Origin of the sequence: Rhodopseudomonas sp., assembly GCF_013377015.1 — a bacterium.
Taxonomy (GTDB): domain Bacteria; phylum Pseudomonadota; class Alphaproteobacteria; order Rhizobiales; family Xanthobacteraceae; genus JARJEH01.
Genome location: NZ_JACABA010000002.1, coordinates 125545 through 152502 on the forward strand (window position 1 = coordinate 125545; position 26958 = coordinate 152502).

Here is a 26958-nt window from a genome sequence, read left to right on the forward strand (position 1 = left end):
TCAGGCGTCGGCTCATCGTCCGCCGTCCGGCCCCATCACCAGATCCGGCAGCCAGGTCGAGATCCCCGGCACGAAGCACAACAGCACCACCGCGGCCATCATCAGCAGCACGAACGGCAGCGTGCCCCAGATCACGTCGCTGAGCGGAATGTCGGGCGCGACGTTGCGGATCACGAAGATGTTGAGGCCGACTGGCGGATGGATCAGCCCCATTTCCATCACGATGGTCATCACCACGCCGAACCAGATGATGTCGAAGCCGGCGGCGCGCAGCGGCGGCAGGATGATCGGCGCGGTCATCAGGATGATCGATACCGGCGGCAGGAAGAAGCCGAGGATCACCACCATGACCAGAATCGCAGCGAGCAATTCCCAGCGCGGCAGCTGCATCGCCACGATCGCTTCCGCAGCCGACTGCGAGATGTGCAGATAGCTCATCACGTAGGAGTAGAGCAGCGACATGCCGATGATCATCATCAGCATGGTGGACTCCCGGATCGTCGATTTCAGGATCGGAGCGAGATCGCCCGGCCGCCACACGCCGTAGATCAGCGCGATCAGCACCAGCGCCAACAACCCGCCGAGCCCGGCGGTTTCCGACGGCGTGGCGTAGCCGCCATACAGCGCGATCATCACCCCGGTCAGCAGGATCACGAACGGCAGCACCCGGGGCAGCACGCCGAAGCGCTCCGCCATGGTGAAGTCGTCGCGCTTGAGGATCGCCGAATCCTGTCCGGTCGTCTCGTACACCGCCTTGGCGGTGGCGTATTCCTTGCGGAATCGCACCACGGCGTAGATGCCGAACAGCGACACCAACAGCAGGCCCGGTCCGATCCCGGCGAGGAACAGCCGGCCGAGCGATTTTTCCGCCGCGACGGCAAACAATATCATCGTGATCGATGGCGGCAGCAGGATCCCGAGCGTGCCGCCGGCGGCGATGATTCCGGCGGCAAAGCCGCCAGAATAGCCGCGCTTGCGCATTTCCGGAATCCCGGCCGAGCCGATCGCCGAACAGGTCGCGGGCGACGATCCCGCCATCGCGGCGAACAGCGCGCAGGCGAACACGTTGGCGACGCCGAGGCCGCCCGGCACCCGGTGCAGCCAGGCGTGCAGCGCCGAATACAGATCCTGGCCGGCGCGCGACTTGCCGATCGCCGCGCCCTTCAGGATGAACAGCGGGATCGACAGCAGCGTGATCGAGGCCATTTCTTCGTAGACGTTCTGCGTGACGGTATCGAGCGAGGCCGCCGGCATGAAGATCGCCATGAACACGACGGCGACCGCGCCGAGCGCAAAGGCGATCGGCATGCCGGAGAACATCGCGAACAGGGTGGCTGCGCCATAGCTGATGCCGATTCCGAGGACGGTCACGGGCGGTGGGTCCGGCTCAACGAAATCGCAATCTGCAACAGGATCTGCAGGCATAGCAGCGTCATGCCGCCCGCCATCAGACCGTAGGGAATCGCCAGCGGCGGCGACCACATCGAATTGGAGACCTGGCCGTCGACGAAGGCCTCGTGGGTCAGCGTCCAGGACTTCCAGGCGAAGAACGCGCAGAACGCCAGGCTCGCGACATCGACCAGCAACAGCCGGATGCGGTTCGCCAGCGGCGGCAGCAGTCCGACGAAGGCTTCGATGCCGATGTGGCCGCGCTGGCCCTGCACATAGGCGGCGGTCAGGAAGGTGGCGCCGACCAGCAGGAATACCGCCGCTTCGTCCTGCCAGTAGGTAGCGGTGTGGAACAGGCTCCGGGTCAGCACGCTGTAACTGAGAATGCCGCAGGCGGCGACCAGCGCGATCGCCGCGACCACCACGATGATGTTGTTCAGCAACGCCAGTGATCGCTCGAGCGCCGCCGCCATGCCTTGGCTGGCGGCGGTGCCGGAGGCATCGCCATGATCCTGCAACGGACCATGCATCATGCGGCGGAGTCGGTAGCGAGCTTGAGTAATTTGGCCGTCATCTCGGTCTTGGCGCCATAGTCCTTCCACGCGGTATCGCGCGCGATGTCACGCCATTTGGCGACGGTCGGCTCGTCGAGCACGCTGATCTTAGCGCCGGCTTTCTCGTAGACTTTGGTGACTTCGATATCGTCGGCCTGCGCGCCTTCCTTGCCGAAGGCTTCGAGCTCGCTGCCGACGGTGAGGATGATGTCCTGATGCTTTTGCGGCAGCTTGTCGAAGATCGCCTTCGACATCATCAGCGGCTCCAGCATGAACCAGTACGAGGTTCCGGCGCCGGAGGTCAGGTGCTTGGCGACTTCCTCGAGCCGGAACGAGATCAGGCTGGTGGAGGAGGTGATGCCGGCGTCGCAGGCGCCGGTCTGCATCGCCGCGTAGATTTCATTGGAGGGAACCGACAGCACCGCGGCGCCGGCGGTCTGCAGCACCATGTCCATCTCGCGCGATCCGCCGCGCACCTTGAGGCCCTTGGCATCTTCCGGCGCGACCAGCGGCCGCGTCCTTGAGGCGACGCCGCCGGCCTGCCAGACCCAGGTGATCAGCATGATACCCTTGTCGGCCAAGAAGTCCGCGAGCGCCTTACCGACCGGCTTGGTCTTCCAGCTCAGGCCCTGCTCATAGGTCGAGACCAGGCCGGGCATCAGGCCGATATTAGTTTCGGGCAATTCGCCGCCGGCATAGGGCATCGGATACAGGCTGAGATCGAGCGCGCCCTTGCGCATCGCGGAGAATTGCGCGGTGGTCTTGATCAGCGACGACCCCGGATAAACCTCGCCGACCAGTTCGCCGCCGCTGCGCTTGCCGATCTCCTCGGCGAATTTGCGGCACAGCCGGTCGCGGAAATCGCCCTTGTCGATCGTACCGCCGGGGAACTGATGCGAGATTTTCAGGGTGGTCGCAGCCTGAGCGGGACCGAAGTGCAAAATGGCGGGGGCGGCAAGAGCCGTCCCGAGAAGGTGGCGACGTGTGATCATCTAGCTCTCCCTGGGGCCGTTCTTGTTTATAGCGCTCGTTGCTAGACCAAATGCATTATCGGTGCAATTAGCCGAAGGGTCGCCTGTCGCGGCGGGAAATTGCGGATGGATGAAGTCGCAAGAATGCGCGCCGGCCGCAACTGATCCGGTCCCACATGTTGCGATGCACACGCTCGGCGAGTCAGTGGTCTAAAAAAGGTTTGCCGCGCGATGTAACATCCGGCGGTTCCCTGCGTCATCACTATGGCGACTGACGCCGCACTTCAACCGCACCAACAGGATGACATAGCTATGACGATCAGCACCCGCATCGCCCTCGGAATCTCCGCCGTCGCGATCTCGCTCAGCCTCGCGCTGGCGCCCGCCGCCTTCGCTCAGGACAAGATGGGCAAGGATGACGGCATGAAGAAGGACACCATGTCGAAGGACGGCATGAAGAAGGACGACGGCATGAAGAAAGATACCATGTCGAAGGATGGCATGAAGAAGGACGACGGCATGCACAAGGACGGCATGAAGAAGTAAGCGGCACCAGCGGGTCGCAGGCTCGTCCGGATCGGACGGGCCTGTTTCCGGCCTCTATTACGCGCGATTGCGCTACTTGCGCTTCTTGCGCGCGGCATAGCGCGCGTCGCGGGCTGCCTTTTGTTCGGCCTGGAGCGCGAGTTCCTGGGCGGCTTGTTCGGCCTCGAGTCGGACTTTCTCGGCCGCGGCCGCTGCCGCCAGTTCGGCTTCGCGCTGGATCTGCTCGGCCTTTGCGGCGTCACGCGCGAGCTTGGCCGCGGCGCGGGTGGCGGCTTGAGCTTCGCGCTCGGCCTGCCGCTGCAGCACCGACGGATCGTCGGGGCCGGGCTTCGCCTTGAACTTCTCCAAAATGCTCTTGCGGGCTTCCATCGCCGCTTTCTGCCGGTCCGCGAAGCTTGGTTCCTTGAATCCGCTCATATTACCGGCCTTGTCGCTTTCTTTGTTGGTGGCGAGCCGCGCATCTGCCGCTGCAAATCGGGGGCGCTGGCACAGTTGGATCGTGCAGAGCGGTTTACAGCCGACTGCACGGCAACGCATCAATTATCTGCACGGTTTTGCCGATGCCGCGCGAAAACCGCCCGCCGCGGCCGCCCCCGGTGCGGTCCGAATCCGTGCCCCATGATTGCCGCGGCAAGCCCATCCAATGCAGCTCCGGGAACCGGTCGCGCAAGGCGATCCCCATGATCGGACAGCCAAAATCGCGGCCTGGTCGGCCCGGGGCCGCAGTTGTGGAGCCCCATCGCAATGCGCTAGAACAACGCCGCTTGCGATCCCCAAAGCCAACCATCCCGAGGGAGACTCAATGCCCGTTGTTCACCGTGCCGGCGCCGTGATGGTGTTTGCCCTGGTTTTCGCATGTTCGGCCGTCGCGGTGACCGCGCCGGTCTCCACCGCAATGGCTCAGGCCGCAGGAAAGAAGATCATGACCACAGCTTCAGGCCTCAAGATCGAAGACAGCACGGTTGGCACCGGCGTTTCGCCGACCAAGGGCCAGACCTGCGTGATGCATTATACCGGCTGGCTCTACGAGAACGGCGTCAAGGGCAAGAAATTCGACTCTTCGGTCGACCGCAACGAGCCGTTCGAATTTCCGATCGGCCAGGGCAGGGTGATCGCCGGCTGGGACGAAGGCGTCTCGACGATGAAGGTCGGCGGCAAGCGCACCTTGATCATCCCACCCGCGCTCGGCTATGGCGCGCGCGGCGCCGGCGGCGTGATTCCGCCGAACGCGACGCTGATGTTCGAGGTCGAATTGCTTGGCGTGAAGTGATGAGTGCGGGGTTTGAGGGGCACGCATCCTTGACAAGGGTCAAGAATGCGTCCCGCGCGCCCTGTACCGTCCGTTTTCAACTGAAGGTAAATCTGTGGGGCCTCGGCGAAGCGCCAAGGTCCCAAAGGCTCAGGGAGCAGTCATGAAACGTCGATCTATTGTCCAGTTCATGTTGGCCGCAACGACGGCCTTCACATTGTTAATCCCCAGCACAGACAGCTCGGCCGCCCCGGTGGCCGATGGTGCGATCGGTGGTTTCGCGAGGTCGGATATCAAGCAGGCGGCAGTGAAGCAGACCCGGGCCAGAATGAGGGTCATTCGTCAGAATCATCCCGGACTGGTGCGATTCGACGGTCCAATTCCGGCGGCACCGACGACTTATTACTGGTACCGTCCCACGGTCGTCGCTACCGGACGGCCAGCCAAGCGGCAGAAAGTCTACCTACTTTCACCAGAACCGAAGTTGAGCTCGGATGCGGGCTGGCATTGCTGCATCATGCTTGGAATCGCGTATTAGCGATTCTCTGCTGTGCGGGTGGAGTGGCAGGGTTTTTCACCGCATCTGGGATCGTTGTTTCTTATACCTCTGACCAAACCCAATTGGAGCCTTGACGATGTCCGGAGACTATTCCTTGCCAGAACTTCAGGATCGCATTGCCATCCTGCGCAATAACATCCGGCAGTTGGTGGAGCAGGCCACCGGCTCGTCGGGCGGTCAGGACGAGGAACGCACCGCCGACAGGATCGCCCAGCAAACCGAGGAACTCGACAAGCTGATCGCGCAGCGCGACGCGCTCGAAAAGAAATAGGTTTGGCGGCCAAACCGGAGTTGCGATCTCAGCAGGATTCGAACCTGCGCGGCGAAAAGTGGTCGAGATCCGAGGTCACGACCTGGATACGAAGTAATTGCAGCGAATCAACGATGCATCTGCGCGGGGATCAGGACGCCGTGGTTGCCGATCTGTAAGCAGTGACGGCAAGCTCAGTTCCACACACTGGTGCGGCGATCCTCCACCCGTTTGGCCTTATGAGTGGCGCGGGGCAGGGTGTCGGGCGGTAGAACGGTGATCTTGGCGGAAACGCCGGTGACCGCCTTCAGCCGTGGCGGGATTGAGGCTGGCCTGAACCGCATAGTTGTTGTTGATCGAGACCAGCTCGACCTCTTGCAGCGAGCGCGGCCGTTTGGCCTCCAAGACATCCATCCTGCCGAACTTCGCTTCCTGCATCCCGCTGATCTGCTCTTCCGAAAAGCGAATGCGCTTCATGCTCTGGTCCTCGTCTTGGGCCAGAACGAACTTCAACCTGGACCAGGCCGCGGGGGCAACGTCAATTGACGCTCAGATCCAGTCAGCCGTCCAATCAGTTGGATCGGCCGCAACGATCTCGTGTTTCGCCGACGATGTCCGCCGTTTGCGCAGCGAATTTCTTACATGCCGGCAAGGCGCCAATGCAGCGCTGCGGAGCACCATTCCCGCCCTCGTGCGATCACCAGCGGATAAATTTACCTAATGAACTCTTAACTCATTCAACGGCCTATTCCTCCTGATCTTTTCGCGTCATGGAAACCTCTCAGATGAATGCTCTTGAAATAGCGGGACTTGTTGCGCTCGTGGCAATGGCGACGCTTGTTGTGATCCTTTTCCGTCGCGACAAATTGAACCGAACCGACGCCGACCTCGTCGAGATCTGGCGGGTGGCGTTCGATTCAAGCCCGATTGCCATGCTCATTCGGCAGAATGGCGTGTATGTCCATTGCAACGATGCCTCTGTTCAAATTCTGGGCGTGAAGGACAAAAGCCAGGTGCTGGAAGCCGGACCGGCCAAGGTCGTGGCTGAGCGTCAGCAGAATGGCCGCTTGACCACTGATATCTTCAAGGAGTGCGCAGAAACACTCAAGCAAGGCAAGATGTTTCATTATCAAGGATTCGAGGGCAAGACTCTCGATTCGAAAAGACCGGTCCACATCGATGCATATTGGGTACCGGCGAAGTATCGCGGCGGCGATGCGATCCTCTGCTATATCGTAGAGGTAAGCGATCGGATGCGTATCTCTGCGGAAGCTCGGGAGCAAACCCAGCAAATTGCCCGGGATTTCGAGACCACGATTGGCGGCCTCGTGAAATCGCTGGCCTCCACCGCCGCCGAGATGCGGACCACGTCGCACGGGATGTCGATAACCGCTGAGGATACCACCACGCAGGCCACCCGTGTTCTCGCCGCGGTTGAGGAGGCTTCAGGCAATGTTCAATTGGTGGCCGCCGCAACCGAAGAGCTGTCCTCTTCGGTCTCCGAAATCGGGCGTCAGGTGAACCAGTCGACCCAGATCGCCGGCCAGGCGGTCGAAGAGGCGACCCGGACCAATGTGACGGTGGAGGGCCTTTCCGCTGCCGCGCAGAAGATCGGCGACGTCGTCAAACTGATCAGCGACATCGCCAGCCAGACCAATCTCCTGGCCTTGAATGCAACGATTGAAGCGGCGCGCGCCGGCGAAGCCGGAAGGGGCTTTGCGGTCGTGGCAAGTGAAGTCAAGTCGCTCGCCAGCCAGACAGGAAAGGCAACCGAGGACATCTCGGCGCAAGTCGCCGCGATGCAAACGGCCACCAGCGAGGTCGTCGATGCGATCAAGAACATCGGCGGAACGATCGGGGCAATGGATCAGATCGCGACGACGATTGCTTCCGCGGTCGAGGAGCAAGGTTCGGCGACGCAGGAGATTGCCCGCAACGTCCAGGCGACGGCATCAGGCACCAGCCAGATGTCAAGCTCTATCCTCGGGGTCACCCGTGCGGCAGGCGAAGCGGGCACGGCGGCGGGTCAGGTTCTGGCATTGGCCGAAGATCTGGGGGGGCAGGCGGAGACCTTGCGTGCCAACGTAGACCATTTCCTTGCCAAGATACTTGCGGCTTAATACCGCTGGCAGAAGGCCGGCTGGTAACTGTCTGCGAGCAGAATGATTCTGATCGCAGGATGCAATGTGGATGGCCTTTGGTCTCTCATCATTTTGGCGGCTCTTCCGTGAACCGGATTGGCTTCATGGGCCCATCCCTTCCGAGGTGATAGATTCTAGCCATTCTTGGCGGAATTTGCGGGGCTCAGGTCAGGGTGGTTGTTTCTCGCGCAGCCGGAAGAAGCGGCTGTGCTGGCAACGCCAGTTGCCGGTTCGGTCGTGCGGCATCACTGGCGGCATGCCCGGTCGAAGGCTATCGGGGAGGGGAAGCTGACGTTGGATGCAGGTGCTTAATGCAATCGTCGCGACCATGCCGCGACCTGAAAGACAACCCCGTCACAATCGCCAAATACTCGTGCCTAAAAACTTCGATCGGAGCCGGCAATAGGACGGCAAGTCCTTTCTTGCGCATTCGCGTCGCATGGAGATGCCACTCATGTCTTTAAACCATTGAACCATCGCAGGAACGATTGCGACCTGCTGGGACGTGGCCCCGCTCTGATTGATTCTTTTAAGCCGTTGAAATAATTGGCGATCCCAGCAGGATTCGAACCTGCAACCCACGGAGTAGAAATCCGTTACTCTATCCAGTTGAGCTATGGGACCGTTGGCGCCTTCATATCATCGCCGAAACAAAAAATCCGCCCCCCGGTCCGAACTTTTCCGAACCATTTGGCATGACCCGGCGTCCAACCGAAGGGGCGGCGTTGTGTTCGGCGCGCCCGCACGCGAAGATGGCTGAGGCCTGGGTCGGCAACTGGCGTGACCGTCACGGTCAACTGCGCACGGCTTTTTCCGTCTGGGTCGGCAGAGGCCATCAGCCCGTCATCTTTCGCGGATTTGTTTTCGGCAAGCGGCATTCGTCCGCGCAGGGAGTTCACCATGATCGGTTTGGTTCGCGCCGTCACGCTTTGCGCCACGCTCGCATTCGGGCTGGTTTGCGCGCAGGCGACGGACAAGGCGTTCAAGCGCGACGATCTCGCCGATTCGGCGATCAAGCTCGAAGCCCAGATCAAGACCGAGGCCGGGGCGGTCAACAAGTCGGCGGCGACGCTGCGAACCGATGCGGACGCCGCATTCAAGCGCGGCGATTACCGTAGCGGTCTGCAGATCATGGGGCAGATCGTCGCGGTAACCCCCGACGACGCCGGCAATTGGCTGCGGCTGGCGAAGACCATCTTCCAGATCCACGCCCCGACCAGCTCCGAGCATACCTTCCTGCTGGAGCGGGCCTCGACTGCGGCCTATCTGGCCTACCAACGCGCCGGCAATGCCGGCGAGGAAGCTGATGCGCTGGCGGTACTCGGCCGCGCGATGTCCGACCGCAAGCTGTGGCGTCCGGCGCTGGATGCGTTGCGGCTGTCGCTCGACCTGCGTGAGGTCGCCGAGGTGCGCGGACAGTATGAAAGGCTGCGCGACGACTACGGCTTCCGACTACTGGATTACACCGTCGACTCGGATTCCGCCTCGCCGCGAGCCTGCTTCCAATTCTCCGAGGATCTTGCCAAGCGCACCGATTTTGCCCCGTTCCTGGCGCTGGCGGGCAGCGACAAGCCGGCGCTGACCTCGGAGGACAAGCAGCTCTGCGTCGAGGGCCTCAAGCACGGCGAACGCTACAACATCAATCTGCGCGCCGGGCTGCCGTCGACGGTCAAGGAAAGCCTGCCGAAGTCGGCTGAGTTCAACATCTATGTCCGCGACCGCAAGCCCTTCGTGCGTTTCACCGGGCGGGCCTATGTGCTGCCGCGCACCGGCCAGCGCGGGATTCCGCTGGTCAGCGTCAACACCAAATCGGTGTCGGTGCAGGTGTTCCGGATCGGCGACCGCAATTTGATCAACACCGTGATAGGCAGCGATTTTCAGCGTAGCTTGAGCTCGTACGAACTGTCCGATCTCGGCGATGAGCGTGGCATGAAGGTGTGGTCGGGCGAATTGGAAACCGCCGCCACGCTGAACGCCGACGTCACCACCGCGTTCCCGGTCGATCAGGTACTCGGCGATCTGCAGCCGGGCGTCTATGTGATGACCGCCGCCGCCAAGGGCCCCGGCTCCGGCGGCGACGAATCCGGTTCGCTGGCGACGCAATGGTTCATCGTCTCCGACCTCGGGCTCACCGCCTTCTCGGGCAATGACGGCATCCACGTCTTCGTCAACTCGCTGGCCTCGACCGACGCGGTCGGCAAGGCCGAGGTGCGGCTGGTCGCCCGCAATAACGAGATCCTAGCCACCCGCAAGACCGACGAGTCCGGCCATGTGCTGTTCGAGGCCGGGCTAGCGCGCGGCGAGGGCGGGTTGTCGCCGGCGCTGCTGACGGTCAGCGGCGAGAAGGCCGACTACGCCTTTCTCAGCCTGAAATCCAACGCCTTCGACCTCAGCGACCGCGGCGTCGCCGGGCGGGCGGTACCGGCGGGTGCGGACGCCTTCGTCTATGCCGAGCGCGGCGTCTACCGCTCCGGCGAGACGGTCTACCTGACCGCGCTGTTGCGCGACGGCCAGGGCAATGCCGTCGCCGGCGCGCCGCTGACGCTGGTGGTCGAACGCCCCGACGGGGTCGAATACCGCCGCGCCGTGGTCGCCGATCAGGGCGCCGGCGGTCACAGCCTGACCTTGCCGCTGAATTCCGCGGTCCCGACAGGGACCTGGCGGGCGCGGGCCTTCACCGACCCGAAGGCGGCGCCGGTCGGCGAGACCACCTTCATGGTCGAGGATTACATCCCGGATCGGATCGAATTCGACATTTCAAGCAAGGACAAGCAGATCAAGGCTGACGTTCCAGTGGAACTGAAAGTCGACGGCCATTTCCTCTATGGCGCGCCGGCATCCGGCCTGAAGCTGGAAGGCGACCTTCTGGTCGCGCCGGCCGCGGGCCGGCCCGGATTCGACGGCTACCAGTTCGGCGTCGCCGACGAGGAAACCACCAGCAACGAACGCACCCCGATCGAGAATCTGCCCGACGCCGACGCCAATGGCGTCGCCACCTTCCCGGTCAGCCTCGCCAAGCCGCCGTCCTCCACCCGGCCGCAGGAAGCCCAGATCTTCATCCGCATGGCGGAAGCCGGCGGTCGCGCGGTGGAGCGCAAGCTGGTGCTGCCGGTCGCGCCGGGTGCTGCGATGATCGGCGTCAAGCCGCTGTTCAAGGGCAACAATGTCGGCGAGGGCGACAACGCCAAATTCGACGTAGTTTTCGTCGCGCCGGACGGCAAGCAGCTGGCGCGCGACGGGCTGCGCTACGAGCTGCTGAAGATCGAATCCCGCTATCAGTGGTATCGGCAGAATTCGTCGTGGGAATACGAGCCGGTGAAATCCACCTCGCGTGTTGCCGACGGCGATCTCGCGGTCGCCGCCGACAAGCCGACGCCAATTCAATTCACCCCGCAGCCGGGCCGCTATCGGCTCGACGTTAAGACCGCCGATGCGGCGGGTCCCTTGACCTCGGTGCAATTCGACGTCGGCTGGTATTCCGACGGCAGCGCCGACACGCCCGACCTTTTGGAAACCTCGATCGACAAGCCGGAATATGCCTCCGGCGATGCCATGGTGGTGACGGTCAATGCGCGTTCCGCCGGCAAGCTGACCATCAACGTGCTGGGCGACCGGCTGCTCACCACCCAGAGCAGCGACGTCAAGGAAGGCAGCACGCAGGTCAGGATTCCGGTCGGCAAGGATTGGGGCAGCGGCGCCTATATGGTGGCGACGCTACGCCGGCCGCTCGATGCCGCAGCACTTCGAATGCCCGGCCGCGCCATCGGCCTAAAGTGGTTCGGTATCGACAAGAAATCCCGCACGCTGTCGGTCGAGCTGTCGCCGCCGGCTTTGATCCGGCCCTCGACCACGCTCAGACTGCCGGTCAAACTCGGCGGCCTCAATCCCGGCGAGGACGCCAAGATCGTGGTCGCGGCGGTCGATGTCGGCATCCTCAATTTGACCAATTACAAGCCGCCGGCGCCAGACGACTACTATCTCGGCCAGCGCCGCATGACCTCGGAAATCCGCGACCTCTATGGGCAGCTGATCGACGGCATGCAGGGGACCCGTGGCCAGATCCGCTCGGGCGGCGATTCCGCCGGCGCCGAGCTGCAGGGCAGCCCGCCGACGCAAAAGCCGCTGGCGCTCTATTCCGGTATCGTCACCGTGGCCGCCGATGGCACCGCGACGATCGCGTTCGAGATTCCGGAATTCGCCGGCACCGCGCGGGTGATGGCGGTGGCGTGGACCGCCACCAAGGTCGGCCGCGCCAATATCGACGTCACGGTGCGCGATCCGGTGGTGCTGACCGCGACGTTGCCGCGCTTCCTGCTCAACGGCGATCACGGCACCATGAGCTTCGACCTCGACAATGTCGAAGGCGCACCGGGCGATTACAGCATCAGCGTGAGACCCTCCGGTCCGGTGAAAGTCACTGGCAATCCGACCACGACGGTGAAGCTCGCCGCCAAGCAGCGCGTGTCGCTCGCGCTGGCGCTCGACGCGGTCGGCGGCGCCGGCAGCGCGCAACTCGACGTCGACATCAAGGGGCCGAACGGGTTGACGCTGGCGCGGCACTACGCGCTTGAGGTCAAACCGGCAACGCAGATTCTGGCGCGCCGCTCGATCCGCACGCTGGCGAAGGGTGAAAGCCTGACGCTGACCTCGGACATGTTCTCCGACCTGGTCTCGGGCACCGGCGGTGTCTCGCTGTCGGTCAGCATGTCCACCGCGCTCGACGCCGCCACCATCTTGAAGGCGCTGGATCGCTATCCGTTCGGCTGCTCCGAACAGATCACCAGCCGCGCGATGCCGCTGCTTTATGTCAACGATCTCGCCGCCGGCGCGCATCTGGCGATGGATACCGCGATCGACCAGCGCATCAAGGACGCGATCGAACGGCTGCTGGCACGGCAGGGCTCGAACGGGTCGTTCGGCCTGTGGTCCGCCGGCGGCGATGACGCCTGGCTCAACGCCTATGTGGCTGACTTCCTGACCCGCGCCCGCGAAAAGGGTTTCGCGGTGCCCGACCTGCTGTTCCGCAATGCGCTCGACCGGATTCGCAATTCGGTGGTCAATGCCGACGAACCCGAAAAGGACGGCGGTCGCGATCTCGCCTATGGACTCTATGTGCTGGCCCGCAATGGCAGCGCGCCGATTGGCGATCTGCGCTATCTCGCCGATACCAAGCTCGACAAGCTGGCAACGCCGATCGCCAAGTCGCAACTGGCGGCGGCGCTGGCGCTGGTCGGCGATCGCAGCAGGGCAGAGCGGGTCTATGCCGCCGCGCTCGAAAGCCTAAAGCCGAAGCCGGTGCTGCAGTTCGGGCGGGTCGACTACGGCTCGGCGCTGCGCGACGCCGCCGCGCTGGTTTCGCTCGCCAGCGAAGGCAACGCGCCGAAGGCGACCCTGATCAACGCAGTCGAGCGGGTCGAGGCGGCGCGCGGTCTGACGCCCTACACCTCGACGCAGGAAAACGCCTGGTTGGTGCTGGCGTCACGGGCGCTGGCGAAGGAGACGATGTCCCTCGACGTCAATGGCGGCGCGGTGAAGACCGCTTTGTATCGTAGCTACAAGGCCGCCGAAATGGCGGGCCAACCGATCAAGATCACCAACACCGGCGATACGCCGGTGCAGGCGGTGGTCTCGGTCACCGGCGCGCCGGTGACCCCGGAGCCCGCGGCCTCGAACGGCTTCAAGATCGAGCGCAACTACTTCACGCTCGACGGCGAGCCGGCCGACCCGGCGAAGGCGAAGCAGAACGACCGCTTCGCGGTGGTGCTGAAGATCACCGAGGCCAGCCCGGAATACGGCCACATCATGGTGGCCGACTATCTGCCGGCCGGTCTGGAGATCGACAATCCGCATCTGGTCTCGTCCGGCGATACCGGGAAGCTGGACTGGATCGAGGACGGCAAGGACGCCGCCAACACTGAGTTCCGTGACGACCGCTTCACCGCCGCGATCGACCGCGCCAGCAACGACAAGGCAGTGTTCACGGTGGCCTATGTGGTGCGCGCGGTGTCGCCGGGCAAATACGTGCTGCCGCAGGCCTATGTCGAGGACATGTATAACCCCTCGCGATATGGCCGCACTGGTACCGGCGCGATCGAGGTGCGTCCGGCGAAATGAGCGACAAGCCGATCACGCCAGTGCCGTCATGCCCGGGCTTGTCCCGGGCATCCACGGCTGACGGTCTCCCAGACAAGGCCGTGGATGGCCGGGACAAGCCCGGCCATGACCCGCGGGGCAGGCGCTGGTGGACAATCGCAGCGCTCTCCGTTGCGGTGTTGGTGGTCGCCCTGATCGGCGGCTTTGCCGCCTGGGTGGCCTCGCTCGGGCCGCTGCCGCTGGCCGAGGCGCGGCAGGTCTCGACCACTGTGGTCGACCGCAACGGCAAGCTGCTGCGGGCCTATGCGATGACCGACGGGCGCTGGCGGTTGCCTGTGGATTCGAAGACCGATGTTGATCCCGGCTACCTCAAGCTGCTGCTGGTCTATGAGGACAAGCGCTTCCGCGCTCACCACGGCGTCGACCCGCTGGCGATCGGACGCGCCGCGCTGCAACTGGTGACGCAGGGGCATATCGTCTCCGGCGGCTCCACCATCACCATGCAATTGGCCCGGCTGCTGGAGCCGCGGCGGGAGCGGTCGGTGGCCGCGAAATTGCGGCAAATGGTCCGCGCCATCGAACTGGAGCGGCAGCTCAGCAAGGACGAGATCCTCGATCTCTATCTTGCGCTGGCGCCGTTCGGCGGCAATCTGGAAGGCGTCCGCGCCGCCTCGATCGCCTATTTCGGCAAGGAGCCGAAGCGGTTGTCGCTGGCGGAGGCGGCATTGCTGGTGGCATTGCCGCAATCGCCGGAAACACGGCGGCTCGATCGCCATCCGGAAGCCGCCGCTGCGGCGCGCGACCGCGTGCTCGACCGGATGGTGCAGGATGGCCAGGTCAGCGCCGAGGACGCGACGCAGGCGAGGGCGGCGCCGGTGGTGGGTCAACGCAAGCCGATGCCGATCCTGGCGCCGCATTCCTCAGACCAGGCCATCGCCACGGTGAAGGATTCAGCGGTGATCCGGCTGACGCTGGATGCCGGTATTCAGCGCGCGCTCGAAGCGCTGGCACGCGATCGCGCCGCAGCACTCGGGCCCGACATTTCGGTCGCGGTGATCGCGGTCGACAATGCCAGCGGCGAGGTGCTGGCCCATGTCGGCTCGCCTAACTATTTCGACGACCGCCGCGCCGGGCAGGTCGACATGACAAGGGCGATCCGCTCTCCCGGCTCAACGCTGAAGCCGTTCATCTATGGCCTCGCCTTCGAGGACGGCTTCGTCCACCCGGAAAGCCTGATCGAGGATCGGCCGATCCGGTTCGGCACTTACGCGCCGGAAAATTTCGACATGACGTTCCAGGGCACGGTGTCGATCCGCCGCGCGCTGCAATTGTCGCTCAACGTGCCGGCGATCGAGTTGCTGGACCGGGTCGGCGCCAGTCGGCTGGCGTCGCGGTTGAAGCAGGCCGGCGCCGATCCGGTGCTGCCGAAGCAAGAGGCGCCGGGGCTGGCGATGGGGCTTGGCGGCGTCGGTATTCGGCTGACCGATCTGGTGCAGCTCTACACCGCAATGGCGCGTCTTGGCACGGCGGTGCCGATTCGTGAAATTGCGAGTGAAAACAACGCCAAGCGGGAGTCTCTGCGCCTAATGGATCAGGTTGCTGCCTGGCAAGTCGGCAACGTGCTGATCGGCACTCCGCCGCCGGAGAACGCCGCGCATAACCGCATCGCGTTCAAGACCGGCACCAGCTACGGCTATCGCGACGCCTGGTCGGTAGGGTTCGACGGGCGGATGACGATCGGTGTCTGGGTTGGCCGTCCTGACGGTGCCCCGGTGCCGGGGTTGGTCGGGCGCACCGCAGCGGCGCCGATTCTGTTCGATGCCTTCGCCCGCACCGGTAAATTGCCGACGGCGCTGCCCCGCGCGCCGCGCGGCGCCCTGATCGCCAGCAATGCCAAATTGCCGTTGCCGCTGCGGCGGTTCCGGTCGGCGGGGGAGCTGGTCCGCAGCGGCGGCGAACAGGCGCTGCACATCCAGTTTCCGCCGAACGGCGCGCGCATCGATGCGACCGGCCCGGCTGCGGCCGGTGCGCTTCCGGTCAAGGTAGCCGGCGGGGTATTGCCGCTGACAATGCTGGTCAACGGCGTGTCGGTCGGCGAAATCGGCAGCCGCCGCCAGCGGCTGGTCGAACCGCCCGGACTGGGCTTTGTCAGGCTGACCGTCATGGATGCGTCGGGCGCCGCCGACACCGTCGTCGTCAGAATCCAGTAGAGCCGCCCGGATGGCGAGCCCGGCGATGTCTCAGCGGATGAACGACCAGTTCTTGTAGAACAGCGTCTTCATCGAACCCGATATGAACGACACGCAATCGAGCGCGCGGTCGAATGCGAGCTGGGCGTGATTTGGCCGCACGATGTCCATGAACAGACAGCATCGGACCGCATCGACGGCGTTGGTCGAGCGATGAAAAAACGTATCGTCGAAAATGAACAGCGGATCGTCGATCCAGTAATGGACCTTGTCGTCGACCTCAATATTGACGTCGCGACTGTTGACCGGTTCGAGATTGCAGAGCACGCGGAACGTCAGGCGTAGCGGGCCGAAGTGCCACGATGTTTGCTCACGGGTGTTGAAGACCGATACGGCGATGGTCTTGATATAGCGATAGTCGCGCTCGAATTCCGGGATTTTCAATTCGGTCGCTTGCTGCGCGTTGAACCATTTGAAGGTCAGCATTCCGCGGGTGCTCTTGCCCAGCGTCTTGGCGACGCGATCCTTGATCAGGTCGCCGTTCCGGCGGAACGCATTGACGCATTCCTCGATTTCCGCGCGATGTTGAGGGGGCAAATCCTCAAGCCGGTATATCCCTTTGTTTCGTTGCGCCAGCAGGTCGGCCAGCAGATTCAGCGGTGATAAAAACCAGGTCAGGATGCCGTTGCCCATGAAGTATTTTTCGATCAGCTGATAGCTAATCTTATGGTGACGGCCGACGTCGATTGCCCCGCAGATGAAATAGAACAGCATGATATAGGGTACGAAATACAGTCCGATCGCCGCTACCAGACTCAAGAGTATGATACGGCGCGCACGCTTGATCATGATCCGGTTCATATCGACATCATGATCTGGTGGCCTTTTCTATGTCGGGCGAGCGCCGTCTTTTTCGGAGCCACCTTGATGTCTCATTTACAACGACCCATCAAGCCGAATTGGCGAAGTTCCCGACTTGCCGGCTAGCAAAAATCCCTTGTTCCAGGAGGCAGACGCAGCATCACCTTTTCGGCCAAGTTGTGCGCCGCAATGGTTGTCCCGGTGCCGGTTTCATCGTATGCGAACCCATGATGGATGCCTTGGAACAACGCAAATTTGGGAGCGGCCGCGAGCCGCCGCGCCGTGCCATGGCGGGTCGTGGCCTTGTAGCGGTCCTCGACGCGGTCACCCATAGCCACGCCCGGGCGATCGCTTTCTTGCTGCTTTGCGGTACTTTGTTCTTTCTTCCGGGCTTTTTCACCATTCCGCCGATCGATCGCGACGAAGCGCGGTTCGCCCAGGCGACCAAGCAGATGGTCGAAACTGGTGATTTTGTCGACATCCGTTTCCAGGACGAGGTGCGCTACAAAAAGCCGGTCGGGATCTACTGGCTTCAGGCCCTCGTGGTCGAAACCGCGTCCGGTCTGGGACTGCCGCATGCCGAGGTTCGAATCTGGCTTTACCGGGTTCCCTCGACGCTCGGTGCGATCGGCGCGGTGCTATTGACCTATTGGACGGCGCTGGCGTTCGTCACGCGGCGCGGCGCGGTGCTGGCCGGACTGATCCTTTGCAGCTCGGTTCTGCTCGGCGCTGAAGCCCGGCTCGCAAAGACCGACGCGATGCTGCTGCTGACCGTGGTTGCAGCGATGGGGGCAATGGCGCGGACCTATCTGACCTGGCAACGCGGCGAAGATCCGCAGACCCCATCCTGGACAATACCGGCGATCTTCTGGACCGCGCTGGCCGCCGGCATTCTGCTCAAGGGGCCGCTGATTCTGATGTTGGTGGGGCTGACGGTCGTTACGCTGGTTATTGTCGACCGGTCGGCGGCTTGGCTGTGGAAATTGCGGCCGCTCGTGGGCGTACCATGGCTGTTGCTATTGGTGCTGCCGTGGTTCGTGGCGATCTTCCAGCGCGCAGGGAACGCGTTCTTCGTGGACTCGATCGGCGGCGATATGCTGAGCAAGATTACGAGCGGGCAGGAGTCCCACGGCGCGCCGCCGGGCGTTTATTTCCTGCTGTTCTGGGTCGCATTCTGGCCGGGTGCGCCTCTCGCGGCGATGGCCGCGCCCGCGGTTTGGCGGGCGCGACGTGAGCCGGGCGCGCAATATCTGCTGGCGTGGCTAGTTCCCTCGTGGATCGTGTTCGAGCTGGTCGTTACCAAACTTCCCAATTACGTGCTGCCGCTGTATCCGGCGATCGCGATCCTGACCGCGGGCGCGCTGGAGCGCCGGGTGCTGTCGCGCTCCTGGCTGACCCGCGGCGCCGCGTGGTGGTTTGCGATCCCCACCATCATGCTCACGGTGGTCATCATCGGCGCCATTGCGCTGACACGCCAGCCGGTGTTTCTGGCCTGGCCGTTCGCGGCTGCCTCTTTGATCTTCGGTCTGTTTGCGTGGCGGCTGTTCGATGACAACCGCGCCGAGGGCTCGGTGCTGAATGCGGTGGCGGCGTCGCTGTTCCTCGGCGCCGCGGTTTACGGCATTGTCCTACCGACGCTGAAGCCGCTGTTTCCCAGCGTCGAAATCGCCCGAGCATTGCGAAACGTCATCTGCGTCGGGCCAAAGGCCGCCGCCGCCGGATTTCAGGAGGCGAGTCTGGTTTTCATGACCGGAACTTCGACACTGTTGACGGACGGCTCCGGCGCCGCGGATTTTCTCGGGCAGGGCAGTTGCCGGTTCGCGCTGATCGAGAGCCGCACCGAGCGGGCCTTCGCGGCGCGTGCTCAGGCGATCGGGCTGCGCTACAATGTAGCGACGCGGATCGACGGCTATAATTTCTCGCAAGGCCGGGCAATTTCGGTGGCGGTGTTCCGCTCCGAGGGCACCGAATAGAATGGCGTCACGCGAAGGCGCCGTCGCGCCACACAGCTATCCGTTTGAAGTGATCTCGTTGGTCTGGCATTCGCTGCTGCGGATCGTGCGTCGGCCATCGCATTCGCGCCGTGCCGAGGCGTCGCGCCACTGGGCGCGGCGCTCGTTGTTGCTGACCGCGATCCTGGCGGCCGCGATCGTCGCGCTGATGTATGTGCTGGACGCGTTCGAAATCGGCCTGATGCCGCCGCGCGGCACCGCCGGTCTGTGGCCGGTTCGGATCCTGACGGATTTTGGAAAATCGACCTATGTGTTGTGGACATTGGCGGCGATCCTGATTGCGTTCGCATTGATGCTGCCGCGTCTGCGTGGCGTCCGGCGATCCGTCCTGATCGGCCTCGGCACCCGCGTGCAGTTCGTGTTCCTCGCGGTGCTGCTGCCGGTCCTCGCGGGCGAAGTCATCAAGGGGATGATCGGACGCGGTCGGCCGTTCGTCGGCGGCGTCGCCGATCCGTTCAACTTTTCGCTGTTTTCCTGGAAGGAAGCCTATTCCAGCTTTCCGTCGGGCCACGCCACGACCGCTTTTGCTCTGGCTTTCGCGGTCTCGGTGGTCTGGCCGCGCGCCCGAACCGCGATGATCGTCTATGCGCTGCTGATCGCCGGCAGCCGCCTGGTTCTGCTGGCGCACCACCCCAGCGACGTGGTGGCGGGAGCGTTGATGGGGGTGATCGGCGCGATGGCGGTGCGCTACTGGTTCGCCGCCCGCCGTCTGGCCTTCAGTATCCGCCGCGACGGCCACATCGATCCGCTGCCGGGCGCGTCCTGGGACCAGCTCAAAAAGGTTGCCGGCAAGGCGATCGCCCCATAAGAAGCGGACGCTGTGAACGCGCTCCGCGAGTTCCCGATGGCGGCGGTTTGTTCCAATATGGATGATGCTTTGACGAACTCCGGCACAACGCCCGCAGTGTCGATCGTGGTGCCGGTGCGCAACGAAGCCGACAATCTGACGCCCTTGATTGCGGAGATCACCGCCGCGCTCGAGGGCCGCTGGGCTTACGAGATCGTCTATGTCGACGACGGTTCGTCCGACGCCACGCCGCAGCGGCTTTCCGCAATCATGAAGCAGCGGGACAATCTGCGCCAGATCCGGCACGCCAGATCCGCCGGCCAGTCAGCTGCGGTGCGCTCGGGCGTGCGCGCCGCGCGCGGCGCGATCGTGGCCACGCTCGACGGCGACGGCCAGAACAATCCGGCATTCCTGCCGCTATTGATCGCGGCGATCGAGACCGGCGGCGACCGGGTCGGCCTAGCAGCCGGGCAACGGGTCGGGCGCAAGGATACCGGCTTCAAGAAGTTTCAATCGCGCGTCGCCAATCGGGTGCGCAACGCGATCCTGCGCGACGGCACCCGCGACTCCGGTTGCGGCCTCAAAGCGTTTCGCCGCGACGTGTTCCTGTTGTTGCCCTATTTCGACGGGTTGCACCGGTTCCTGCCGGCGCTGGTGCGGCGCGAGGGCTTCGAGATCGCCTATGTCGACGTCACCGACCGGCCGCGCCACTCCGGCGTTTCGAATTATGGCTTCTTCGATCGGCTATGGATCGGTCTGATGGATCTCGCCGGGGTGTGGTGGCTGATCCGTCGCAAGAAGTCGACGCCCGTCGCGACCGAGATTGCATCATGATCATTCAATACGGCCAAGCACTCGGCGACTACGTCTACGAGGTGTTCGTCGCCAAGTTCGATTTCTGGCTCGCCTTCGGCCTGGTGGCGCAGTTGTTGTTCACCGCACGATTTCTGGTGCAGTGGATTTCCAGCGAACGCGCCGGTCAGAGCGTGGTGCCGATGGCGTTCTGGTTCTTCTCGATCGCGGGCGGCCTGATGACACTGGTCTACGGCATCGTGAAACGCGAGCCGGTGATCATCGTCGGCCAGGCGGCGGCGACGTTGATTTATGTCCGCAACATCATGCTGATCGTGAAGAATCACGCCAGCGGATCGAAGACCCTGGACAGTTGAACAGGCGCCGCGTCAGAGCGATGCGGCGTTGAGAGCTGCGAAGCCGCGTTCCAGATCGGCCTTGAGGTCATCGACGCTTTCGAGCCCGATATGGAATCGCAGTGCTGGCCCGCCGGGCTCCCATTTGGTGACCGTACGATAGGTGGTGCAATCGAACGGGATCACCAGGCTTTCAAAACCGCCCCAGGAATAGCCCATCCCGAACAGCTGCACGGTGTCGAGCAGCGCGTCGACCGCCTGTTGCGGGGCCGGTTTCAGCACGATGCTGAACAGGCCCGACGCGCCGGTGAAGTCGCGTTTCCAGATCGCGTGGCCGGGATCGGTCTCGAGCGCCGGGTGCAGCACCCGAAGTACTTCGGGCCTGGCCTGCAGCCAGCGCGCCATCTCGATCGCGGATTGCTGATGATGCGCCAGTCGCACGGCCAGCGTGCGCAGCCCGCGCAGCGCCAGGAACACGTCGTCCGGACCGGCGCAGACCCCGAGAAGCCGGATCGCCTCGGCGACCTGCGGCCACGCTTTGGCGTTGGCCGAGATGGTGCCGAACATGATGTCGGAATGGCCGCCGATATATTTGGTCGCGGCCTGGATACTGATATCGACGCCCTGGTCCAGCGAGCGGTGAAACAGCGGGGTGGCCCAGGTGTTGTCGTCGATCACCAGCGCGTCGTGGGCATGAGCGACGGCGGCGATCGCCGGGATATCGGGCATTTCGAACGATTGCGAGCCGGGCGCCTCGACCACGACGGCGCGGGTATTGGGCCGCAACAGCGCCGCGATGCCCGAGCCGATCAATGGATCGAAATAGCTGGTCTCGACACCGAACCGCGTCAGCAGCGTGTCACAGAAGATTCGCGTCGGCCGGTAGGCGTTGTCGCAGACCAGCAGATGGTCGCCTGCCTTCAATATAGCCAGCAGCGTGGTCGAAATCGCGGCAACGCCCGACGGTGCCAGTCCGACGCCGGCGCACATCGGTCCTTCCAGCGCGATCAGGGCCTGCTGCAGCGCACGTGTGGTTGGGGTACCGTGACGGCCATATTGATACTCACCGCGATGGGCGTGCAGGTCGTCGGCGGTCGGATACAGCACGGTCGAGCCACGGACCACCGGCGGATTGACAAAACCCTTCTGCGCCTTGGTGTCGCGGCCGGCGGTGACGAGGGTGGTCTGGGTGCTGAGTTGCTGATGCGTCCGGTTTTCGTCGGAAGAATTCATGGGTTCGTCGCTAGCCAAAAGGCGGTCCGCCGGTTTGCGCGGCGAGCCTGGAGAAATGCCGCGCAAGGCGGCTGCCCGGCGGGCTGCCCAATAGCAGGTCACAGAACACGCTCGTCAACCCCTTGACCCGGCCCTCAACTCGTTCTGTGATGCATGGCAGCTGTCTTGTTGCCGTGCGTTGAGGGGCTTGTCGCGAATCTCGATCGAACGTCTGCGCGACCCGGACCGCCTTTGAGGCTGACGGGGCGAGCCCGCGAGTGCGATCGACCGGCCAGTCTCGTATCGGAAGCGCCACGACAGCGAATGCCGATGTAAGCGGCCAGGATATCCCTTGAAAGGCTTCGCCATGAAACGCGTATCTCTCGTTCTTTCTCTCGCCATCGTTGCCGGGTTTACGACCCAGGCTGTGAACGCGCAGACCCTAAAGACAGTCAAAGACCGGGGAATCCTGTCCTGCGGCGTGAGCCAGGGCCTTCCCGGCTTCTCGGCGCCAGACGACAAGGGCAACTGGACCGGCCTCGACGTCGATATTTGCCGCGCGATCGCGGCCGCAGTGTTCGACGATGCAACCAAGGTGAAGTTCGTGCCGCTGTCGGCCAAGGATCGGTTCACCGCGCTGCAATCTGGCGAAATCGATGTGTTGTCGCGCAACACCACCTGGACGGTATCGCGGGACACCTCGCTCGGCGCAAATTTTACCGGCGTGACGTATTATGATGGGCAGGGCTTTCTTGTTAAGAAATCACTGAAGGTCAATTCCGCACTGGAACTGAACAGCGCCTCGATCTGCGTCCAGACTGGAACCACCAACGAACAGAATGTTGCAGACTACTTCAAGGGCAACAACATGAAGTACGAAGTGATCGCATTCGGCACCGCCGACGAGGCGATCAAGGCCTATGAATCCGGCCGTTGCGATGTGTTCACCTCAGACGTCTCGCAGCTCTATGCGCAGCGCCTGAAGCTGGCGACGCCGGCCGATCACGGCGTGCTGCCGGAAGTGATCTCCAAGGAGCCGCTCGGCCCGTTGGTTAGGCACGGCGACGACCAATGGTTCGACATCGTGAAGTGGACGCTGTTCGCGATGCTCAATGCCGAGGAACTCGGCATCAACCAGAGCAACGTGCTGGAGATGGGCAAGTCCGACAAGCCGGAACTCAAGCGCGTGTTCGGCACCGATGGTAATCTCGGTGAGCAACTTGGCCTGACCAAGGATTGGGTGACGCGCATCGTCAAGGCGGTCGGCAATTACGGCGAATCGTTCGACCGCAATGTTGGCGCCGGCTCCAAGCTCGGCATCGCGCGCGGGCTCAACCAGCTCTGGAACAAGGGCGGCATCCAGTACGCCCCGCCGATTCGCTGACGCGCTGATCGAAAGCGCAAATGGCAATTGAGGCCCGCCCACCGCCAGCGCAGTTTGTCGCAAGACTGCGCCGGATGCTGGGCGGGCAGTCCGGATGGAAAGGGCTTATTGTCCAGCTGCTGTTCGTGGCCGCGCTGGCCTGGATCAGTTATGCAATCGTCGACAACGCCCGCGACAATCTGCAGAACCAGCGCATTGCCTCGGGCTTCGGCTTCATGTCGCAGACCGCAGGCTTCGGCGTAAGCCAGACGCTGATCCCGTATTCGGAGTCGGACAGCTATACCCGGGTGTTTCTGGTCGGCCTGGTCAACACGCTGGTGGTGTCGGTCATCGGCATCTTCTTCGCCACCGTGATCGGGTTTATGGTTGCGCTGGGGCGGCTGTCACCAAACTGGCTGCTGTCGCGGATCGCCGGCGGCTATGTCGAACTGGTGCGCAATCTGCCGCTGTTGTTCCAGATCCTGTTTTGGTACCTGGCGGTGCTCGGCAGCTTGCCGAATCCACGGCAAAGCGTGTCGCTGTTCGACAGTTTTTTTCTCAGCAATCGCGGCATCGTGGTGCCCAGTCCGATTGGTCAAGCGGGATTGGGCGCGTTCCTGATCGCCGTGGTGGTCGCCGTGATCGCATCGCTGTTGCTTCCGGCCTATGCCCGCCGCAGATTGTTTCAGACCGGAAAACCTCTGACGGTGTGGCCCTATGTGGTTGGTCTGCTGATCGGGCTGCCGCTGATCGCGGTGCTGATCTTCGGCAAGCCGGTGCATTTCGAGATCCCGGTACTGAAGGGCTTTAACTTCGCCGGTGGCTCGCGGGTCGCGCCGGAGTTCGTCGCGCTGACGCTGGCACTGTCGACCTACACCGCCGCCTTCATTGCCGAGATCGTGCGCGCCGGCATTCAATCGGTGCACAAGGGACAGATGGAAGCCGGCGCCTCGCTTGGGCTGTCGCGCGGGTCGACGTTGCGGCTCGTGGTGGTACCGCAGGCGCTGCGGGTGATCCTGCCGCCGCTGACCAATCAATATCTGAACCTGACCAAGAACTCCTCGCTGGCGGTGGCGATCGGCTATCCGGATCTGTTCTCGGTGTTTGCCGGCACCACGCTGAGCCAGACCGGGCAGGCGATCGAGATCATCGCCATCACCATGGGGGTGTATCTGCTGATCTCACTGGTCACCAGCGCGCTGATGAGCTTCTACGGATGGCGGATCGGCCGGAGCATGGGCGCATGAGCGAGTTCGCCACATCGTCCTTCGTTCGCGCCGAACTGGTCCCGCAGCGCCAGGCGCCGGTCAAGACTACCGGCTTTGTCGGACTGGTGCGGACCCGGCTGTTGAATTCGCCGACCAACATCATCCTGACCATCCTCGGTATCCTGCTGCTGTACTTCACCGTGGTCCCGACGGTGAAGTTCCTGCTGATCGACGCGGTGTGGACCGGCAGTAGCCGCGACGCCTGCCTGGTCGGCAGCGGCGGCCATGAGGTTGGCGCCTGCTGGCCATTTGTGCAGGCGAAATTCTCGCAATTCATCTATGGGTTCTACCCCGAGCCGGAGCGCTGGCGGGTCAACCTGACGTTCGGTCTGGCGGCGCTGCTGCTGCTGCCATTGCTGATTCCGCCGGCGCCGGCCAAGGGTCTCAACGCGGGACTGTTTTTCATCGCGTTTCCGGTTGTTGCCTATTTCCTGCTGCATGGTGGCGGCCTGGATAGTTTTGCGGTGAGCTGGATTGCCGATCTGCTGTCGGGCCTGGTCAGCAGTATCGGTGCCGCCGGCCGCAAGCTCGCCGCACACGGCGCCGCCGCGGCCATCGCCGGCAAGACGATTGTCTGGTTGGCGACCATGCTCGCGTTGCTGATCTGGCCGTTGACCGCGCTGCGCGATCTGCTCCATGCCTCCGGCGCACCGCTGTGGGCCGATCTCGCTGCCACCGCGGCAATCGTCTCGCTGCTGCTGTTCGTCATCAACGGCGCGTTCCGCAACGGCTGGCGGGCGCTGATGCTGTCGCTGGCAATGTTCGCCGGCATCGCGGTCGTGGCGGCGTTGCTGCGGCTTGATCGCGGTGGCCTGCCGATCGTCGACACAAGGCTGTGGGGCGGCCTGTTGGTGACTCTCGTGGTGTCGGTCACCGGCATCGTCAGTTCGATGCCGGTCGGGATCGCGCTGGCGCTGGGGCGGCGCTCGACGATTCCGCTGATCCGGGTGTTCTCGGTCGGCTTCATCGAATTCTGGCGCGGCGTGCCGCTGATCACCGTGCTGTTCTTCGCCACCTATATGCTGCCGCTGTTCCTGCCCGGCAATTTCACCGTCGACGGACTGGTGCGGGTGCTGATCGGCATCGCGCTGTTCGCCGGCGCCTACAATGCCGAGGTGATCCGCGGCGGGCTGCAGGCAATTCCGCGCGGGCAGGCGGAAGCGGCCAGCGCGCTCGGGCTGTCGTACTGGAAGACCACCGGTCTGGTGGTGATGCCGCAGGCGTTGCGCCACGTCATTCCGGGGCTGGTCAACAGCTTCATCGCGCTGTTCAAGGACACCTCGCTGGTATCGATCGTGGCGCTGTTCGATCTGCTCGGCCAGCTCCGCGCCGCCTTCGCCGATCCGGTGTGGTCGACCCCGACCACGCTGTTCACCGGCTTCGCCTTCACCGGGATCATCTACTTCGTGTTCTGCTTCGGCATGTCGCGATATTCGTTGTTCGTCGAGCACCGGCTCAATGCCCACCGGCGCAGCTGAGAGAATGAGTTGATGGCAAATCCGATCGTCTCCGTCGCTGGACTGAACAAGTGGTATGGCGATTTCCACGTGCTGCGCGACATCAGCCTGAACGTCGCCAAGGGCGAGCGGATCGTGATCTGCGGCCCGTCGGGCTCCGGCAAGTCGACGCTGATCCGCTGCGTCAATGCGCTGGAGGAATTCCAGGAAGGCGAGATCGTGGTCGACGGCATCGAGCTCGGGCCGAGCCTGAAACATGTCGACCAGATCCGCCGCGAAGTCGGCATGGTGTTCCAGAGCTTCAACCTGTTTCCGCATCTCACCGTGCTGGAGAACTGCACGCTGGCGCCGATCTGGGTCCGCAACATCCCGAAGAAAGACGCCGAGGCCCAGGCGATGAAATATCTGGAGCGGGTGCGGATTCCCGACAAGGCCGGCAAATATCCGGGGCAGATCTCCGGCGGCCAGCAGCAGCGCGTCGCGATCGCGCGCGCGCTGACGATGAGTCCGAAGGTGATGCTGTTCGACGAGCCGACCTCGGCGCTCGACCCGGAAATGGTCAAGGAGGTGCTCGACACCATGGTCGATCTCGCCCATGAGGGCATGACCATGCTGGTGGTGACCCACGAAATGGGCTTCGCCAAGCAGGTCGCCAATCGCGTGGTGTTCATGGACGCCGGCCAGATCATCGAGGCCAACGAGCCGGAAGAGTTCTTCTCCAATCCGCAGCACGCGCGGACCAAGCTGTTTCTGGGGCAAATTCTACGTTAGTGCCAGGCGAGACGCTTCATGGTGATGAGCGCAGCGAAGCTGCGCGCCTCGCGAGGAGCTCTTGCGACGAAGCAAACCAGTCTTTGCCTGGCGCCCCTGGATTGCTTCGCTTTCAGCGAGAGACTTGGTTGCCCAGGT

General features: G+C 63.5%; 22 protein-coding genes and 1 tRNA gene. 14 read left to right on the plus strand and 9 right to left on the minus strand.

What is annotated here, in order from left to right:
* Positions 1–12: 12 nt before the first annotated feature.
* The 3 genes from HXX15_RS08890 to dctP are packed head-to-tail and all read right to left on the minus strand — an operon-like array spanning position 13 to position 2935.
* Positions 13–1371, minus strand: a complete 1359-nt coding sequence (locus HXX15_RS08890) for a TRAP transporter large permease (RefSeq protein ID WP_296515168.1) — start codon at positions 1369–1371, stop codon at positions 13–15.
* On the minus strand, positions 1368–1922 hold the full coding sequence (locus HXX15_RS08895) for a TRAP transporter small permease (protein WP_296515171.1): 555 nt from the start codon (positions 1920–1922) through the stop codon (positions 1368–1370). Before HXX15_RS08895 ends, HXX15_RS08890 begins: the two co-directional genes overlap by 4 nt.
* Positions 1919–2935, minus strand: coding sequence for a TRAP transporter substrate-binding protein DctP (gene dctP, locus HXX15_RS08900; RefSeq protein WP_296515173.1), 1017 nt, complete (start codon positions 2933–2935; stop codon positions 1919–1921). Before dctP ends, HXX15_RS08895 begins: the two co-directional genes overlap by 4 nt.
* Positions 2936–3226: 291 nt before the next feature.
* Here dctP and HXX15_RS08905 point away from each other — a divergent pair, with 291 nt between their 5' ends.
* Positions 3227–3460: a pentapeptide MXKDX repeat protein gene (locus HXX15_RS08905; RefSeq protein WP_296515175.1), complete on the plus strand. Its 234-nt coding sequence runs from the start codon at positions 3227–3229 to the stop codon at positions 3458–3460.
* Between the two features lie 72 nt (positions 3461–3532).
* On the opposite strand, the gene HXX15_RS08910 is transcribed toward HXX15_RS08905, so the two are convergent.
* Positions 3533–3877: a DUF6481 family protein gene (locus HXX15_RS08910; protein ID WP_296515177.1), complete on the minus strand. Its 345-nt coding sequence runs from the start codon at positions 3875–3877 to the stop codon at positions 3533–3535.
* 415 nt (positions 3878–4292) lie between these two features.
* Between HXX15_RS08910 and HXX15_RS08915 the strand changes: the two genes are divergently transcribed.
* Positions 4293–4730, plus strand: coding sequence for an FKBP-type peptidyl-prolyl cis-trans isomerase (locus tag HXX15_RS08915; RefSeq protein ID WP_296516887.1), 438 nt, complete (start codon positions 4293–4295; stop codon positions 4728–4730).
* A 129-nt stretch (positions 4731–4859) separates the two neighbouring features.
* On the opposite strand, the gene HXX15_RS08920 is transcribed toward HXX15_RS08915, so the two are convergent.
* Entirely contained in the window at positions 4860–5048 is a 189-nt protein-coding gene (locus tag HXX15_RS08920; protein ID WP_296515179.1) for a hypothetical protein, read from the minus strand.
* 296 nt (positions 5049–5344) lie between these two features.
* Between HXX15_RS08920 and HXX15_RS08925 the strand changes: the two genes are divergently transcribed.
* Positions 5345–5539, plus strand: coding sequence for a hypothetical protein (locus HXX15_RS08925; protein WP_296515181.1), 195 nt, complete (start codon positions 5345–5347; stop codon positions 5537–5539).
* 173 nt (positions 5540–5712) lie between these two features.
* Here the strand turns inward: HXX15_RS08925 and HXX15_RS08930 are convergent, their stop codons facing one another.
* Complete coding sequence (locus HXX15_RS08930) at positions 5713–5928, minus strand: hypothetical protein (RefSeq protein ID WP_366558572.1); 216 nt, start codon at positions 5926–5928, stop codon at positions 5713–5715.
* A gap of 375 nt (positions 5929–6303) precedes the next feature.
* On the opposite strand from HXX15_RS08930, the gene HXX15_RS08935 reads away from it, so the two are divergent.
* Complete coding sequence (locus tag HXX15_RS08935; RefSeq protein ID WP_296515185.1) at positions 6304–7638, plus strand: methyl-accepting chemotaxis protein; 1335 nt, start codon at positions 6304–6306, stop codon at positions 7636–7638.
* Between the two features lie 568 nt (positions 7639–8206).
* Here HXX15_RS08935 and HXX15_RS08940 read toward each other — a convergent pair.
* Positions 8207–8283: transfer RNA gene (locus HXX15_RS08940), tRNA-Arg, on the minus strand.
* Between the two features lie 276 nt (positions 8284–8559).
* On the opposite strand from HXX15_RS08940, the gene HXX15_RS08945 reads away from it, so the two are divergent.
* Together HXX15_RS08945 and pbpC are read left to right on the plus strand one after the other, a co-directional pair.
* Positions 8560–13773: an alpha-2-macroglobulin gene (locus tag HXX15_RS08945; protein WP_296515186.1), complete on the plus strand. Its 5214-nt coding sequence runs from the start codon at positions 8560–8562 to the stop codon at positions 13771–13773.
* On the plus strand, positions 13770–15962 hold the full coding sequence (gene pbpC, locus HXX15_RS08950) for a penicillin-binding protein 1C (RefSeq protein ID WP_296515188.1): 2193 nt from the start codon (positions 13770–13772) through the stop codon (positions 15960–15962). The genes HXX15_RS08945 and pbpC overlap by 4 nt, the downstream gene beginning before the upstream one ends.
* A gap of 30 nt (positions 15963–15992) precedes the next feature.
* Here the strand turns inward: pbpC and HXX15_RS08955 are convergent, their stop codons facing one another.
* The gene (locus tag HXX15_RS08955; RefSeq protein ID WP_296515189.1) at positions 15993–16790 is read right to left on the minus strand and encodes an aspartyl/asparaginyl beta-hydroxylase domain-containing protein; all 798 of its coding nucleotides are present in this window, start codon (positions 16788–16790) and stop codon (positions 15993–15995) included.
* A gap of 239 nt (positions 16791–17029) precedes the next feature.
* Here HXX15_RS08955 and HXX15_RS08960 point away from each other — a divergent pair, with 239 nt between their 5' ends.
* Genes HXX15_RS08960 through HXX15_RS08975 form a run of 4 tightly spaced genes read left to right on the plus strand, consistent with a single transcriptional unit; the run spans position 17030 to position 20770 of the window.
* On the plus strand, positions 17030–18775 hold the full coding sequence (locus tag HXX15_RS08960; RefSeq protein ID WP_296515192.1) for a glycosyltransferase family 39 protein: 1746 nt from the start codon (positions 17030–17032) through the stop codon (positions 18773–18775).
* A 1-nt stretch (position 18776) separates the two neighbouring features.
* The gene (locus HXX15_RS08965) at positions 18777–19622 is read left to right on the plus strand and encodes a phosphatase PAP2 family protein (RefSeq protein WP_296515195.1); all 846 of its coding nucleotides are present in this window, start codon (positions 18777–18779) and stop codon (positions 19620–19622) included.
* A 57-nt stretch (positions 19623–19679) separates the two neighbouring features.
* A complete protein-coding gene (locus tag HXX15_RS08970) occupies positions 19680–20435 on the plus strand; it encodes a glycosyltransferase family 2 protein (RefSeq protein WP_296515197.1) in 756 nt (251 codons plus the stop codon).
* Positions 20432–20770, plus strand: coding sequence for a lipid-A-disaccharide synthase N-terminal domain-containing protein (locus HXX15_RS08975; protein WP_296515199.1), 339 nt, complete (start codon positions 20432–20434; stop codon positions 20768–20770). The genes HXX15_RS08970 and HXX15_RS08975 overlap by 4 nt, the downstream gene beginning before the upstream one ends.
* Before the next feature lie 12 nt (positions 20771–20782).
* Here the strand turns inward: HXX15_RS08975 and metC are convergent, their stop codons facing one another.
* Positions 20783–21982: a cystathionine beta-lyase gene (metC, locus tag HXX15_RS08980; protein ID WP_296515201.1), complete on the minus strand. Its 1200-nt coding sequence runs from the start codon at positions 21980–21982 to the stop codon at positions 20783–20785.
* A 346-nt stretch (positions 21983–22328) separates the two neighbouring features.
* Between metC and HXX15_RS08985 the strand changes: the two genes are divergently transcribed.
* Genes HXX15_RS08985 through HXX15_RS09000 form a run of 4 tightly spaced genes read left to right on the plus strand, consistent with a single transcriptional unit; the run spans position 22329 to position 26820 of the window.
* The gene (locus tag HXX15_RS08985; RefSeq protein WP_296515204.1) at positions 22329–23345 is read left to right on the plus strand and encodes an amino acid ABC transporter substrate-binding protein; all 1017 of its coding nucleotides are present in this window, start codon (positions 22329–22331) and stop codon (positions 23343–23345) included.
* Positions 23346–23365: 20 nt separating this feature from the next.
* Positions 23366–24571: an amino acid ABC transporter permease gene (locus tag HXX15_RS08990; RefSeq protein WP_296515206.1), complete on the plus strand. Its 1206-nt coding sequence runs from the start codon at positions 23366–23368 to the stop codon at positions 24569–24571.
* Positions 24568–26070: an amino acid ABC transporter permease gene (locus HXX15_RS08995; RefSeq protein ID WP_296515208.1), complete on the plus strand. Its 1503-nt coding sequence runs from the start codon at positions 24568–24570 to the stop codon at positions 26068–26070. Before HXX15_RS08990 ends, HXX15_RS08995 begins: the two co-directional genes overlap by 4 nt.
* Before the next feature lie 12 nt (positions 26071–26082).
* Complete coding sequence (locus HXX15_RS09000; protein ID WP_296515210.1) at positions 26083–26820, plus strand: amino acid ABC transporter ATP-binding protein; 738 nt, start codon at positions 26083–26085, stop codon at positions 26818–26820.
* Positions 26821–26958 lie beyond the last annotated feature (138 nt).

What these genes read in the sequence shown, in the direction of transcription:
- HXX15_RS08895 (WP_296515171.1), bottom strand. Translation starts at nt 1,922, where the DNA reads ATGATGCATGGTCCGTTGCAGGATCATGGCGATGCCTCCGGCACCGCC.
- dctP (WP_296515173.1), bottom strand. Translation starts at nt 2,935, where the DNA reads ATGATCACACGTCGCCACCTTCTCGGGACGGCTCTTGCCGCCCCCGCC.
- HXX15_RS08905 (WP_296515175.1), top strand. Translation starts at nt 3,227, where the DNA reads ATGACGATCAGCACCCGCATCGCCCTCGGAATCTCCGCCGTCGCGATC.
- HXX15_RS08910 (WP_296515177.1), bottom strand. Translation starts at nt 3,877, where the DNA reads ATGAGCGGATTCAAGGAACCAAGCTTCGCGGACCGGCAGAAAGCGGCG.
- HXX15_RS08915 (WP_296516887.1), top strand. Translation starts at nt 4,293, where the DNA reads ATGGTGTTTGCCCTGGTTTTCGCATGTTCGGCCGTCGCGGTGACCGCG.
- HXX15_RS08920 (WP_296515179.1), bottom strand. Translation starts at nt 5,048, where the DNA reads ATGACCCTCATTCTGGCCCGGGTCTGCTTCACTGCCGCCTGCTTGATA.
- HXX15_RS08925 (WP_296515181.1), top strand. Translation starts at nt 5,345, where the DNA reads ATGTCCGGAGACTATTCCTTGCCAGAACTTCAGGATCGCATTGCCATC.
- HXX15_RS08930 (WP_366558572.1), bottom strand. Translation starts at nt 5,928, where the DNA reads ATGTCTTGGAGGCCAAACGGCCGCGCTCGCTGCAAGAGGTCGAGCTGG.
- HXX15_RS08935 (WP_296515185.1), top strand. Translation starts at nt 6,304, where the DNA reads ATGAATGCTCTTGAAATAGCGGGACTTGTTGCGCTCGTGGCAATGGCG.
- HXX15_RS08945 (WP_296515186.1), top strand. Translation starts at nt 8,560, where the DNA reads ATGATCGGTTTGGTTCGCGCCGTCACGCTTTGCGCCACGCTCGCATTC.
- pbpC (WP_296515188.1), top strand. Translation starts at nt 13,770, where the DNA reads ATGAGCGACAAGCCGATCACGCCAGTGCCGTCATGCCCGGGCTTGTCC.
- HXX15_RS08955 (WP_296515189.1), bottom strand. Translation starts at nt 16,790, where the DNA reads ATGATCAAGCGTGCGCGCCGTATCATACTCTTGAGTCTGGTAGCGGCG.
- HXX15_RS08960 (WP_296515192.1), top strand. Translation starts at nt 17,030, where the DNA reads ATGATGGATGCCTTGGAACAACGCAAATTTGGGAGCGGCCGCGAGCCG.
- HXX15_RS08965 (WP_296515195.1), top strand. Translation starts at nt 18,777, where the DNA reads ATGGCGTCACGCGAAGGCGCCGTCGCGCCACACAGCTATCCGTTTGAA.
- HXX15_RS08970 (WP_296515197.1), top strand. Translation starts at nt 19,680, where the DNA reads ATGGATGATGCTTTGACGAACTCCGGCACAACGCCCGCAGTGTCGATC.
- HXX15_RS08975 (WP_296515199.1), top strand. Translation starts at nt 20,432, where the DNA reads ATGATCATTCAATACGGCCAAGCACTCGGCGACTACGTCTACGAGGTG.
- metC (WP_296515201.1), bottom strand. Translation starts at nt 21,982, where the DNA reads ATGAATTCTTCCGACGAAAACCGGACGCATCAGCAACTCAGCACCCAG.
- HXX15_RS08985 (WP_296515204.1), top strand. Translation starts at nt 22,329, where the DNA reads ATGAAACGCGTATCTCTCGTTCTTTCTCTCGCCATCGTTGCCGGGTTT.
- HXX15_RS08990 (WP_296515206.1), top strand. Translation starts at nt 23,366, where the DNA reads ATGGCAATTGAGGCCCGCCCACCGCCAGCGCAGTTTGTCGCAAGACTG.
- HXX15_RS08995 (WP_296515208.1), top strand. Translation starts at nt 24,568, where the DNA reads ATGAGCGAGTTCGCCACATCGTCCTTCGTTCGCGCCGAACTGGTCCCG.
- HXX15_RS09000 (WP_296515210.1), top strand. Translation starts at nt 26,083, where the DNA reads ATGGCAAATCCGATCGTCTCCGTCGCTGGACTGAACAAGTGGTATGGC.